Source organism: Nonomuraea sp. NPDC003754 (assembly GCF_053605785.1).
In genome coordinates, this window is record NZ_JBSGJX010000001.1 from 203,270 (window position 1) to 215,274 (window position 12,005).

General features: G+C 68.3%; 14 protein-coding genes. 10 read left to right on the forward strand and 4 right to left on the reverse strand.

What is annotated here, in order from left to right; translation table 11 throughout:
- Positions 1–38 precede the first annotated feature (38 nt).
- Positions 39–407 carry a hypothetical protein gene (locus ACWEVS_RS00915; RefSeq protein WP_452549316.1) on the reverse strand — a complete coding sequence of 123 codons (369 nt, stop codon included), beginning with the start codon at positions 405–407 and terminating at the stop codon, positions 39–41.
- Positions 408–731: 324 nt separating this feature from the next.
- Here ACWEVS_RS00915 and ACWEVS_RS00920 point away from each other — a divergent pair, with 324 nt between their 5' ends.
- The 8 genes from ACWEVS_RS00920 (at position 732) to ACWEVS_RS00955 (ending at position 8,310) form a co-directional block, all read left to right on the forward strand.
- Entirely contained in the window at positions 732–1,829 is a 1,098-nt protein-coding gene (locus ACWEVS_RS00920) for a TniQ family protein (protein ID WP_452549318.1), read from the forward strand.
- Positions 1,830–1,984: 155 nt separating this feature from the next.
- Complete coding sequence (locus tag ACWEVS_RS00925) at positions 1,985–2,743, forward strand: TnsA-like heteromeric transposase endonuclease subunit (protein WP_452549319.1); 759 nt, start codon at positions 1,985–1,987, stop codon at positions 2,741–2,743.
- A gap of 124 nt (positions 2,744–2,867) precedes the next feature.
- Entirely contained in the window at positions 2,868–3,416 is a 549-nt protein-coding gene (locus ACWEVS_RS00930; protein WP_452549321.1) for a hypothetical protein, read from the forward strand.
- Complete coding sequence (locus tag ACWEVS_RS00935) at positions 3,413–4,735, forward strand: TniQ family protein (RefSeq protein ID WP_452549322.1); 1,323 nt, start codon at positions 3,413–3,415, stop codon at positions 4,733–4,735. Before ACWEVS_RS00930 ends, ACWEVS_RS00935 begins: the two co-directional genes overlap by 4 nt.
- Positions 4,736–4,744: 9 nt before the next feature.
- Positions 4,745–5,536, forward strand: a complete 792-nt coding sequence (locus ACWEVS_RS00940) for a DUF6461 domain-containing protein (RefSeq protein ID WP_452549323.1) — start codon at positions 4,745–4,747, stop codon at positions 5,534–5,536.
- A 40-nt stretch (positions 5,537–5,576) separates the two neighbouring features.
- Positions 5,577–5,954, forward strand: coding sequence for a hypothetical protein (locus tag ACWEVS_RS00945; protein ID WP_452549325.1), 378 nt, complete (start codon positions 5,577–5,579; stop codon positions 5,952–5,954).
- A 39-nt stretch (positions 5,955–5,993) separates the two neighbouring features.
- Complete coding sequence (locus tag ACWEVS_RS00950) at positions 5,994–6,737, forward strand: hypothetical protein (protein WP_452549326.1); 744 nt, start codon at positions 5,994–5,996, stop codon at positions 6,735–6,737.
- A gap of 409 nt (positions 6,738–7,146) precedes the next feature.
- Positions 7,147–8,310, forward strand: coding sequence for an amidohydrolase (locus tag ACWEVS_RS00955; RefSeq protein WP_452549328.1), 1,164 nt, complete (start codon positions 7,147–7,149; stop codon positions 8,308–8,310).
- A gap of 520 nt (positions 8,311–8,830) precedes the next feature.
- Here the strand turns inward: ACWEVS_RS00955 and ACWEVS_RS00960 are convergent.
- The 3 genes from ACWEVS_RS00960 to ACWEVS_RS00970 form a co-directional block, all read right to left on the reverse strand.
- Positions 8,831–9,235, reverse strand: a complete 405-nt coding sequence (locus ACWEVS_RS00960; protein WP_452549330.1) for a hypothetical protein — start codon at positions 9,233–9,235, stop codon at positions 8,831–8,833.
- A gap of 311 nt (positions 9,236–9,546) precedes the next feature.
- Complete coding sequence (locus ACWEVS_RS00965) at positions 9,547–9,687, reverse strand: hypothetical protein (protein ID WP_449920335.1); 141 nt, start codon at positions 9,685–9,687, stop codon at positions 9,547–9,549.
- 302 nt (positions 9,688–9,989) lie between these two features.
- Complete coding sequence (locus ACWEVS_RS00970) at positions 9,990–10,724, reverse strand: hypothetical protein (RefSeq protein WP_452549332.1); 735 nt, start codon at positions 10,722–10,724, stop codon at positions 9,990–9,992.
- A 105-nt stretch (positions 10,725–10,829) separates the two neighbouring features.
- Between ACWEVS_RS00970 and ACWEVS_RS00975 the strand changes: the two genes are divergently transcribed.
- The gene (locus tag ACWEVS_RS00975) at positions 10,830–11,228 is read left to right on the forward strand and encodes a hypothetical protein (RefSeq protein ID WP_452549334.1); all 399 of its coding nucleotides are present in this window, start codon (positions 10,830–10,832) and stop codon (positions 11,226–11,228) included.
- Between the two features lie 286 nt (positions 11,229–11,514).
- Entirely contained in the window at positions 11,515–11,952 is a 438-nt protein-coding gene (locus ACWEVS_RS00980; RefSeq protein WP_452417132.1) for a hypothetical protein, read from the forward strand.
- The last annotated feature ends 53 nt before the right edge of the window (positions 11,953–12,005 follow it).

A 12,005-nucleotide genomic window follows, 5' to 3' on the forward strand; every position in this document is an offset into this window, starting at 1 on the left:
GGTGTGTCCGGGGCTGCTGCGGGCAGTCCCGGGCACGCTCACAGCGGCTCGATGCGGCCGCCGTCCAGCCGGGCGCGGGCGTCGACGGCGTGGCCGTCGCACACCAGCGCCCGGCCGCCGCCGGCGTCGGTGACGCGGTGGGTGGCGTGCTCGGCGCACGGCATGCCGACGCGATCGTAGCCCCAGCTGCGTCCGCACCCGGCGGCCGTGCTGCGGATCGTGCCACCGGTGGAGGTGAGGGCGTTGCCGTGCTCGGGGCACACCCCGAAGCCGGCGGTGCACGAGCGGCCCGGCCGGGCGGCGATCCTGGCCAGATCCGAGGCGGTCTCCTGCAGGTCTTTGCCGACCCGATGGGCCCACCCGGCCTGCCAGGCCACGTTCCCCCTGACCGACGGCAAGACGCTCATCCTGTGGAGCGAGGAAGACGTGATCGTCGAACAAGTCCACGCCGCCGACTGCCCGGAAAACCTCGTCGTGTGAAGGTAGCGACCGCGAAGGGCACGCCGTGCCTGCGAGCGCGCTGAGCGAAGTGGCCTCGCGCGCACGCCAGCTGTCAAGAGCGTATTGACGCGGCAACGGCTCCCCTCTCAGGTGCGCTGGTCTCGCAGGGTCTGCAGCAGGTGTCTAGCGGCCTTGAAGACGACAGTCCGTCACGGCAAGTGGAAGTGGACATGGAAGCCCGTCACCGAAGTTGACAGTAGCGGCGTGTACGGCAGGAGGTTCCGCGCGGTATGGCGGCGGTCTGGCCACGGCGACTGGCGGTGGCACCGGCGTCCGGCGAGTCGTTCGCGTCGTGGGTTGATCGGATGGCCCTGCGGAACGGATGTCCGCCGTGGGCGATGGTCGAGGCGTTGGGGCTGGATGTACACGCGGCGAGTGATGTCCGTTCACTGGCGTACGGCGTCGTCACGACGCCGGAGACGTGCAGGGCGATCGAGGCTGCTACAGGGGTGGGCTCCGAGGTCGTGCATGGGATGCACCTGGAGATGTTCAACGGCTCGGTCCTGGATCTGGCAGGCGTCCGCGTGGGCGACAAGGAGTCAGTGCGCCGGGCTGAGGGCCGTGAGTGGGTGCAGTTCTTCGGCAGCCGAGTATGCCCGACGTGCCTGGCGGCTTCGGGCGGAGTGTGGCTGGCCTGGTGGAAGCTGGGCTGGGCCGCGGTTTGTCCCGAGCATCGGACGCTGCTGGTGGATCTTTGCCCGAGATGCCGCGTTGCCGTGCGCCGAGGTCCGGCCGGCCAGCCTGCGCGTCTGTCTCGCTCACGGATGCCGGCCCCATTGCGGTGCGGCGCGCTCCTCAGCGGGGCCGTATGCGATCAGCCGATCCCCCAGATCAGCTCGAGCTCGGTGAGTAGCAAACTCGCTGATCAGCAACACCTCGTGCTTGAGGTGGCAACGCACCACCGGCCTGCGCTGATCGCAGGTCGGGAGGTGGGTGCCGGTCAGTGGTTCGCGGTCTTGAAAGCGACGGCGATGCTGGTCCGGCTGGGGGTGCCGGAGGTTCTCCCTCGGCTGGATGCGACCCTGGATGGTCAGGGCGCGCTGGCCGCAGAGACTGGTGGACAGCGGTGGAACCGGGCCGGGCCGGTGGGCCGCTTCGGGATGGCTCCGCGGACGGCGCTGGTTGCTGCGGGACTGCTGGCGGTGGCAATGGAGGTGGCCACGGCGGAAAGCGAGTCGGAGCTGGAGGCCCGGTTGATGCCACTGGCCGCCGCCGCGCGAATCCGATGGAAGGAGCGGCGGCCAGATCTGTTGACGCTGGTCGCTCTGCCGCCGGTCTTCAGAGAAGCCTTGGATGCCGTGCTCAGTGGGCAGGCCCGCCGCCAGTGAACGGGCCAACGGGGGTGGCCAGAGATGCTTGGCCGGAAAGTGAGGACGAAGTCGGCCATGGGACGCTAACGTGACCTTCGTCACACGATTCTGCTCCGCGTGCTGACGTTCTGAATGAATGCGAGCAGCCGCTTCTTATGGTCTCGGGAGGCGTGATGAAGGCTGTCGACCTGCAGTTACGCAGCGTCCGGGTCCGCTTTCTGCATCCGGACGGGCAGGAAGAGCAGCTTCCGCTGGACGTTGCGGTCGAGGTGGCGTTCGAGAATTGCGCCGCGATCCGGCGGATCCCGCACCGATCCGATCAGGCGCACACGCCGAGCACGCACTGGTCGTCCACGACGAACCGGATGATCGAGTGCGAGTCGTATCTGGAGAGCGTCTGGATGACGATGCTGGACTTCGACCCCGAGGTGACCGGCTTCTCCGGCCAGCCGATGCAGCTGTCCGGCGTGGATAATCGCGGCGCATGGAAGGCCACGCCGGACTTGTTCGTCCGCCGGGTGGACAACTCGGCGACGGTGATGGAGGTCAAGAACCCGAACCGGCTGAACGACGCCAAAGTGCTGGCGACCGCTGAGCGGGTGGCGGCCTGCTGCGCGGTGGCGGGCTGGGGTTATGAGCTGGTCGGCGAGCCGCCCGGGCGGCAGCGCACGATCAACGTGCTGGCCTTGGCGGGCTATCGCCGCGAGATGGTCGGGGTGAGCGACTACCGCGCGCAGCTCCTGTCGCTGGCCGGCGAGCCGGTGCCGCTGGGGCAGCTGGTCAGCTTCACCGCCGAACCGCTGGTGGCTCGCGCGGTCGTGCTGCATCTGTGCTGGACCGGCGAACTGGCAGCGGACCTTTCCCACCCGCTGGAGGACACCACCCTGGTCTGGGCCGCTGCGGCGGCCGGCGACGCCGGAGCACGCCCATGAGCGAGCCGGACGAGGCCGGCGGCCGTCGGCTGGCCAAGGGCACGTGGGTCTGGTTCGGCGACGAACGCCACCAGGTGGTCGGCCAAGGTGGCAGCGAGGTTCACCTGCTGTCGGCCGCTGGGGAGTGGACCACCATCTACATCGCGGCCTTGATGGCCGCGCCCAAGTTCCGGCTACTGAGCGATGCAACCTGTTCACCGACGGCGCCCCGCCCCGCACCCGAACGGGCAAGGCAGGCAGCACTGCGCAGGGACAGGAGCGCGGGCGGGCCGGCCAGTTCGGTTCCCGCTTCGCCGACCTGCAGCATCTGGCCCCGTTTCCGATCGCCACCCGCGAGCAGCAGCGCACCTGGATGTCGCTGGTGCGTCACTTCGAGAGCAACCTGATCCTGCTCGATCACCCACCCGGCGACCTGACCCTGCACCACTGGCGCTACCTGCACGAACGCACCTCCGGCTACATCGGCGCGCTGGCCATGCTGTTCAAAGAGGCCGCGCACACAGCGATGGACACCGGCGTCGAAGCGCTCACCCGCGACATCCTCGACAGCGTGGTGCTCGGCCACGATGACGAGGTCGACTACGCCAAGACCAAAGCCCGCCGCCAGACCGCTGCACGGCGCCGCACCAAGAAGGCCCCGCCCGCCTCCGGCCAGGACGCGAGCACCGGATGATCCGGCACAACCTCGAACTCGAGGAACGGCAACCGGACCGGCCGCCGCCGCGCCGGCTGGCCCTGGTGCCGCCACCGGCGGACGGCGAGGCCTTCCACTCCTGGTTCTTTCGCCTGGTCGAGGCGCAGCACAGCAGCCGCGACACCGTCGCGTCGCTCCTCGGCCTTCCTCCCTACACCCCGCAGCGCTACACCCTCGGCGAGGACTTCCTGACCATCTTCGACGGCGAGTACGTCTTTGAGAACCTGCGCGACGCCACCGGCCTGCGGGCCCGCGCCATGATGCGCATGGCACTGATGAGCCAGGGCGGCCAGTTCATCACCTACAGCTGGACCGGCACCACCAGCACCCGACCCTGGCCCTGGCGCGCCGACACCGCGGCCGTCTGCCCCCAGTGTCTGGCGGGGCCCGACCCCATCTGGCGCATTGCTTGGCACCTGCTGCCCTGCGTGATCTGCCCGATCCACCGCGTCTATCTGACCGGCTGGTGCCCGAGCTGCCACAGCCGGATCAGCGTCGGTGACACCCCGCGCTACCGGCGCGAATGCAACGGACCGTTCGGCCCGCAGGGGCGCATCGTTGGCACCCGCAACTGCCGGCAAAAACTCGCCCGGCTTCCCAGCCAGCCCGTCGGAGACGAGCGACTGCTGCGCATCCAGCGCGACCTCCTCACCCGGCTGCACCGTCCACGCGATGGACCCATCGAACCCACCAAGGCGTTCTGGGACCTCTATGAGCTGCTGTTCCGCCTGGCGATCTATTTCGGCACCCCGGAAATGCTCCCGATCGGCGCCGACGTCCACCTCTGGTGGACCTTCCACGAGTTCTGCCGCCTGCGTGACCAACTCGCCCTCACCGCCGGACCCACCGCCCGCGAACGCTGCGGCGACCTGCTCTACTACCAGCCCGGACCGCTGCTCAGCGCCGCTGCCATGCTCATCATCGACGAACTCAGCTTCACCGGCACCCTGCTGGACGCGCTGCGCTTCTTCATGGACCAACGCCGCTACGACCCCTGGGCCGGCACCCTCTGGCACGAATACTGCGACGACTATCACCCCACCGCGGTCACCAGCCGGGTCCTCAACCACCTCAAGATGAGAACCGTCGATCCGGCACTGCTCAAACCGCTTGCCCTCTGGGAACCAGGCGCGCCTCATCACCTGCACCCGCCTGAGACCGTCGAAGACCTGGACTTGCCCGAGGCAGCACTGCTCCTGGCTGGCGAAGGACTACGCCCTTGGGAGAGGGTTACATCTCCCCAGGTCGCGCCCGCCGGGAGAAGCGCAGGGCAGACAGGGCATCAAATCTATCGGTAGTTTCTGATCATGTCCGATGCCGACTTCACCCCCCTCCGCGTCACCTACCGGACGCCCAAGCTCGGCCGCACCCAGATCCGGGACTGGGCGAGAGCGAACGGCTACCCGGTCAGTGAGCGTGGCCGGATAGCTCCAGAAATCACCGAGGCCTTCTTTGCCGCCCATCCCGAGATCCTCGAGCAGGCGAGCACGTTCGAGATGGTCCGCGCCACCGCGAGAACTCCCGGCCCGTCGCCAGAAGATTACGGGTGGGAAGAGGGCAGCGGGCTCGGCGACATCTACACCATCGTCTTCGTCCACGGGCTCGACGAGCATGAGGTGCTTCGCCGGATCGGGGCCGCAGACGACGACATTCGGCTCATCACGGACGAGGACTACTCTCAGCCGGAAGGGCCGGAGATCATCACCGTGAGACGAATCGAGGACTGGACGATCGCCATCGAGGACTGCGGCTGGCGAGCCTCGCACATGGAAGCCCTCTGCCCTCTTTCCCGCGACGGCGGACAGGCAGTGGCGGTAATGCGACATGATTACGCCGCCCGGCACCGCCTTGCCTACGCCGTTGACGGCGCATACCTCACCGACATCGACCCGACCTTCCCCAGACGAAGGCATGGCGCAGATCCTGACCGGCTCAATCGACACCTTCGTGAGCTTGGCATTGATCCAGCTGCCGATGATCGCATCGAGAACGCCATCCCGGCGGCCCTGGCGATTGCCAGTCGGATCACCAATGTCATGATCACCCCACAGCACCTGCGCCGCCCTGCCCTTGGTGCCGCCATACCCGGGGCCTACTGATCGCCTTGACCACCCTTCGTGATCTCGGCACCATGCCGACATGAGTGCTGGCCTGATCATGGCGATGCCTCTCCGCCAGTGGGGGCTCATCGACGCATCCATGGACAATGACGCCAGCGTTGAAACGGTGAGCGGCAATCGCCGACGGGCCGACCTCGCGCGCAGCATCCGAAGGGCCGGTTGGGCTCAGATCGCCCACTGGACACCGGGCGTTCCGGGCTCCGGTTCGTGGCCGCCGCCGGACGAGATCGTGAAACCCAAGCTCACGATCGCTCAATGGCTTCTCACGATCGACGTCCTCGAACGCTGGGCCGCAGCCGCCGATCGCACCGGGCGTCACGAAGCCGCCGCTCAAGAACGCGACCTCCGGGAGCTGATCATCTCGCGGCTTCGAGCGCACGGCGTTCAGACTCACTGAAGTCGCCGCAACATGCTCACCAACAGGAGGAACCAAGGGATGAAGCAGGTGCCACACCCCGACCGAGTGGTATTCGTTGACTGGCACGGCGTGCTCTCCTGCGACCCTTTCTGGGCGTCCATCCGAGACAACGCCCGGCATCCGCTTCACTCGCAACTCGTGGAGAGCCTTGCGCTGATCTTCACCGGCGAGGGGGCCCACGCCTGGATGAAGGGTCAGGTGTCCTCCGCTCAGGTGATCGCAGGCATGGGCATCAGGCTGGACCGCCGGTTCCGCGACGACTTCCTCCAGCGCCGGCTACAGGCCGACTGCGCCCGGATGAGGGTCAACGTTCCGTTGTTCGAGATGCTCCGCGAGATCAAGACGAGTGCCTCGATCGTCGTGTCCACCGACAACGCGGACTGCTTCGCCGACACTTTCAGGCGGGTACGCAAGACCCAGCGCCCGGCAGGCCATCATCCGGCGGCAACGTTGGCCGAATGGGCCTTCATCTGCGACGACATGATCTGTTCCAGCGACGTCGCAGTACTCAAGAGCGAAAGTATCGTCGGATTCTTCGGGCCTTGGCTGAGCCGGCACGGCATGTCCTTCCAAGACGCGCTGCTCATTGATGACCGAGAGGACAACTGCGCCGCCTTCCGAGAGCAGGGAGGAACCGCTCTGTGCTGGAGGATGGGCGCCGACGACATCACCGAGGCTGCAACCGCGCTCAGCCAATGGCTCGACGGGGCTGCCGCATCCGAACTCTCCTACGCTGCCGCTCGCGGTGAGGAGAACAGATAGAGACACCCGTCTGGAGGCTGCGCCGGCAACTTCCGGCCAGATACTTCGCAGCCTGGAGCTATAGCCCTCAACCACGCACGCATGATCTTCGGCTGGGTACTGTCAACTTCGATGACGCGAATGCTGGTATTTCGACGCCCGTCGAAATGACAGTGCCCAGGTCAGCCGCAGGCCCCACTGTCATGTTCAGTGGCTCCAGACAGCAGGTCGGCGGCTCGGGCTTCGGCGGCCGCGGCCTGCTGGTTGGCGGTCTGCGCCGCGGCCTGGGCGGCGGTGAGCTGCCCAGGCACCTTGCTTGGCGACAGCCACCTGCACCACTACCTCGCGGGCTCCGACGGCACGTCCCCAGGCCGGGCGGAAGCTCCAGGTAAGAGCGAGATTTCCGAACCAGGAACACTAGGGTGCTGCCATGACTGACACCCTCCTCCGCGGCGGCCGCCCCTGGGGTCTCGACGAGCCGGCCGACGTCCTGGTCCGCGACGGCGTCATCGCCGGGATCGGTGCGGCGGCCGACGCACCGGGGGCGCGCGTGGTCGACGTCTCGGGCCAGCTGGTGCTGCCCGGTCTCGTCGAGGCGCACTGCCACCTTGACAAGACCCTGTACGGCGGGCCGTGGGTGCCGCACTCGGCCGACGACACGCTGGCCGGGCGCATGTCCAACGATCTGGGCCGCAGGGCGGAGCTGGGGGTGCCGAGCGTCGAGCGCGTCATCGCCCTGCTGGAGCGGATGAGCGCGTTCGGCACCACGCACGTGCGCACCCACACCGACGTCGACCCCGCCGTCGGGCTGCGCGGCGTCGAGGCGGTACGGCAGGCCGCCGAGGCGCTGAGCGACCGCGTCAGCGTGACGCAGGTCGCCTTCCCCCAGCACGGCCTGCTGACCAACCCCGGCACCGCCGCCCTGCTGGAGGAGGCACTCAAGAGCGGCGTCGAGGCCATCGGCGGCCTCGACCCCGCCGGTATCGACCGCGACCCCGTCCGTCACCTCGACGTCGTCTTCGGGCTCGCCGAGGCGTACGGCGCGCACATCGACATCCACCTGCACGACGGCGGCTCGCTGGGCATGTGGGAGCTGGAGCTGATCGCCGAGCGCACCGCGGTCACCGGGCTGGGCGGCAGGGTCACGGTCAGCCACGCCTACGCCATGGGCCAGGCCGACGAGACCCAGCAGGGCCGTCTGGCAGAGAAGCTCGCGGCGGCGGGCGTGACGATCGCGACGGCGGCCGTCTACAGCTTCCCCGTCCCCGCGGTGAAGGTCCTGCGCGCGGCCGGGGTCACGGTCGCGTGCGGCCATGACGGCATCCGCGACCTGTGGGGGCCGTACGGCTCGGGCGACATGCTGGAGCGGGCGATGCACCTGGCCTACCGGAGCACGTTCAGGCGCGACGAGGACATCGAGCTCGCGCTGGAGGCGGCGACGTACGGCGGAGCCCGCGCGCTCGGCCTGTCCGGATACGGCCTGGCCCCGGGCCACCGGGCGGACCTGGTCGTGGTCCCCGCGGGCGGGGCGGCCGAGGCGGTCGTCGTCCACCCGCCGCGCACGCTGGTGATGAAGGAAGGCGTGATCCTCTGACCGCCACGACGTACCAGGGACAGCCGTACCAGGGGCAGCGGCAGCAGTGGCAGGCAGCCGGCTGACGGGTAGGGGCAACCCATGAACGTCGTGGTGCTGTCCGACACGCACGCGCCGCGCCGCTGGAGGTCGTGCCCGCCTCCGGTGGCCGACCGGCTGCGCGGCGCAGGACGCGATCCTGCACGCGGGCGACGTGAGCGTGCCGTCCGTGCTGGACGCGTACGCGCCCGTGCACGTGGTCAAGGGGCGGATGTCGGTCAGCGGCTCTGTGGCGCTCGGTGGGGCTGAAGCCGTGTTAGCGAATTCCAGAACCCCCGGTGCGATGGAACGGAAACGTACGCCAGCGCTCTCTACCTGAAGACGATCACGCACCCTCGGTGAGCTGGGCGAACCGGCTTAGCGTACGTTTCCGTTCCTTCACACTCCGAGGGCCGCGTCCAGGCCGTGGTGGCGGAGCCGCTTGGCCTCCTCCACCCGGCCTAGCCTGTGCAACGTTTTGATCAGCCCTTGGGCGGCGTCCCTATAACCAGCTTGGGTTCGCTCCCACAACTCCTCCACCCGGCTCGGCCAGCAGAGCGGCTACTCGCCAGGAAGCGTCGCTGTCACCGGCGGCTTCCCGATCCCGCCACATCGCCAGCGCCTCCTCCTCCCGGCCAAGCCTGGCCAACAGGGCGGCCAACTCCCAAGAGGTGCTCTCGTCACCGGCGCCAGCCAGCTCCCGCCATACCGCCAGCGCCTCCTCCTCTTGACCCTGCCGGTCCAGCAGCTTGGCCAACAGCCAGGGGGCGTCTCTGTTACCGGCGTCAGCTAGCTCTCGCAACTCTGCCGCCCGGCCCAGCCTGGCCAGTTGAAAGGCCAACATAAAGGAGGCGTTCTCTTCACCGGCAGCAACCGACTCCCGCAGCACCGCCAGCGCCTCCTCCATTCTGGGATCTGGTCATGCTCGGCGCGCGGGCGGTGCTCGTCGCCGCGGACTGGCTCCTGAACGGAAAAGGGCCCGGCTTGTAGCCGGGCCGCTCCGCCGAGGGTCTCGTGGTGGGAAACGGAATTCGCGAACCTACCCACCGCGGGGCCCTCCCGCGTCATACGCTCTCGGATCCAGATCCGAAAGTGCAGTCATTTAGCACTCTACCTCGATTGTCCAAGTGCTTTAAAAATATCGCTCTCTCGATCTTGTCGGCGAGTTGGCGGCAGGTCGACGCGCCCATCCCATCGGACGGGCGCGCCCACTCAGCGTTAGTGAGCACGTTGCAGTGCGGGCACGCCGCGTTCTCGGGTCTCACGCTGCAGGCCGATGGTCAGCGCCCCGGCCTGCCCCGCCGTGGTGATGACGCGCATGAGCGCGGCCTCGATGCGCTCGGCGTCGTCGTCGGTCACCTCCAGCTCGCCGAACTGGTCGGCCAGCAGGCTCGCTGTGTAGCTCTCCTGCTGCTGGGTGAAGGCGGGTCCTCACAGTGAGATGGGCTCGGCTGGCGCCGACGTCGCCGGCGGGCCACCCCGGCTACGCGGGCGGTGGTGTCGTCGGTCGGTCGGCCGCGGCGGACTGGTGGTCCTGGGCACTCGCACCGATGGCGCCTGTCCTGACTCAGTCGAAGTGATGCCCGGCGTGGGGCGCCTACCCGCTGTGCCCTGATGAACATTCCGATTCGGTGATCACGGGCTGGACCCCTTACTGGCCGTCATGCGGCGAGCATGTCGAGCGGTCCGCCGATCAGGACCAGGGCGAACGCCGCCCAGCGGAACACATGCAGCGGCCGAGCGCGGTGCAGGAGCGCGCCAAGGAGTATCTCGGCCGCGCCCATCAGCGCCCACCACGCTGCTTTGGCGAGCAGCCAGCTCCGGATCGCCTCCACGTACCGGCGCCGATCACTGGGCACGTGCTCCGTCAGGAACGAGTCGATCCGCGCTTGAATGTGACCACGCTGTGCTGGGCACAGACCGTCGTGTTCGCCGTCGCATGAGTGGACGCGGGCCAGCTCTGCGATGACGCTTCGATGGAATGCCTGGTACTCCTCAAGCGAGCAACCCAGCGCGCGGGGGACGTAATCCGGACGACTGTACACAGCGCTGTGGCGGTCGCCGCGCTGGCCGGTTATCCCCCACTGGTCATGGGAGACGCCTGGGGAGGTGGACATGAAGTGCCCCCGGATACTCGTGGAGAGGCCGGCCACGCCAGCTTGAGACAACCTAAGCCGGGCACGGGAGAGGGCGTCTGTAGCGCGGACCTTCAATCCGCCGCCCCGCTCCCGCAGCTTTTCGGGGTCAAGGAGGTCCAGAACGATGGACAGCGCGGCGAAGTACAGCATGACCTTCCCCACGCGGCCCCACACCAGCATGGGCCACCCCCACACCACCATGCTGGTGGTCGAATGGCCGTCGAACCAGGTGGCGATGACGTCAAGTAATTCGTTCACGGGCGGCCCCTTCGCGTGCGCAGCGGGTTTCACGCAGGGTTCCAGTCTTCTCTCGTTCGCCGGTATGCGCCGGTCGTTGGCTGACGCGGAAGGAGCAACGACTTGATGTCTCGACGCAGCCAACCCAATGCCGCCCAGGCCGGGCTGCTGGCTGTCCTGGCGGGCACGCTGGCACTGTTCTGGCTGGTCAGCGGCAACCAGGTGGCCGCGTCGATCATGACCTTCGCCATCGGCGTGCTGGCGTTCGCGATCATCCCGGGCATGCAGACCCGCGTCCTGACCACGGCCGGCACGGCCCCGACCCTCGCCGTGGCGGTCAACGCCTCGGGTTTCCAGGTCGCCGCCGCCTTCGCGGGCTGGCTCGGCGGACAGGTGATCAGCGGCGGTCCCGGGCTGCGCTCGATCTACCTCGTGGGCGCGCTCCTCACCGGCGCCGGCCTGCTCCTCGCCCTGTACGGCCTGCGCCGCGACCGCCGCCCCACCCCTGCCCCCGCCCGCACCTGACCCACGCAGCACGCGACCCCCGCCTTCGCGAACGCCGAGGTCGCCGTCCAGCCGGGCGCGGGACACCATCCGTGGATCGACGACGCCGAACGGTTCGTGACGGCGACCGCGCCACTCCTCGGACAACGGCTTTTCGGACGACGGCCGCCTTTTCCGGCCGGCCGACTGTATCGAAGAACACCATCGCTGTGTATCCGGCGAGACAGACCTCGCCGGCTCTTTCGGATGCACTGGTGCTGTTCCGAAAAAGCACCCGGGCGCGTGCCCGAGGGGGAAAGGAAAAGCGATGAACGGAATTCTTCGATGGGCGGCGCTGCCGGTCGCCATCGCCGCGCTGGCGGGCGCGACGCTGCTGCCGGCGGCGTCGGCGACCGCGGCGACCGCCGCGACGGGCGCCACGACGTACACCATCGAGCTCATCTCCCTGACCTGCAACAAGAAGCAGGACAGCGTCGGCGAGGACGAGCCGCAGCTGTTCATCAACGGGGTGAGCAAGTTCGGGCCCGGCAAGATGGGCAAGGGCGACACGGAGATCCTCACGGGGACGACGTTCGAATTCTCCAGCACGGCCACGATGGAGCTGTTCGACGTGGACAAGGGCAGCAACGACGACTTCCTGGGCAGCGTCGTGGTCAGCTCCAGCGAGGCCGGTGCCGGGATCCAGGTCGAGAAGTTCGACCATCTGAACGGCGCCGAATACACGATCGTGTACGAGGTCGACTGACGAAACGGGACGAGGGCAGGCACGCGAGGATGCGGTTCATCCGAATTCCGGAA

Coding starts and splice junctions, on each gene's coding strand:
- ACWEVS_RS00915 (WP_452549316.1), bottom strand. CDS start 407: ATGAGCGTCTTGCCGTCGGTCAGGGGGAACGTGGCCTGGCAGGCCGGG.
- ACWEVS_RS00920 (WP_452549318.1), top strand. CDS start 732: ATGGCGGCGGTCTGGCCACGGCGACTGGCGGTGGCACCGGCGTCCGGC.
- ACWEVS_RS00925 (WP_452549319.1), top strand. CDS start 1,985: ATGAAGGCTGTCGACCTGCAGTTACGCAGCGTCCGGGTCCGCTTTCTG.
- ACWEVS_RS00935 (WP_452549322.1), top strand. CDS start 3,413: ATGATCCGGCACAACCTCGAACTCGAGGAACGGCAACCGGACCGGCCG.
- ACWEVS_RS00940 (WP_452549323.1), top strand. CDS start 4,745: ATGTCCGATGCCGACTTCACCCCCCTCCGCGTCACCTACCGGACGCCC.
- ACWEVS_RS00945 (WP_452549325.1), top strand. CDS start 5,577: ATGAGTGCTGGCCTGATCATGGCGATGCCTCTCCGCCAGTGGGGGCTC.
- ACWEVS_RS00950 (WP_452549326.1), top strand. CDS start 5,994: ATGAAGCAGGTGCCACACCCCGACCGAGTGGTATTCGTTGACTGGCAC.
- ACWEVS_RS00955 (WP_452549328.1), top strand. CDS start 7,147: ATGACTGACACCCTCCTCCGCGGCGGCCGCCCCTGGGGTCTCGACGAG.
- ACWEVS_RS00960 (WP_452549330.1), bottom strand. CDS start 9,235: ATGGAGGAGGCGCTGGCGGTGCTGCGGGAGTCGGTTGCTGCCGGTGAA.
- ACWEVS_RS00975 (WP_452549334.1), top strand. CDS start 10,830: ATGTCTCGACGCAGCCAACCCAATGCCGCCCAGGCCGGGCTGCTGGCT.
- ACWEVS_RS00980 (WP_452417132.1), top strand. CDS start 11,515: ATGAACGGAATTCTTCGATGGGCGGCGCTGCCGGTCGCCATCGCCGCG.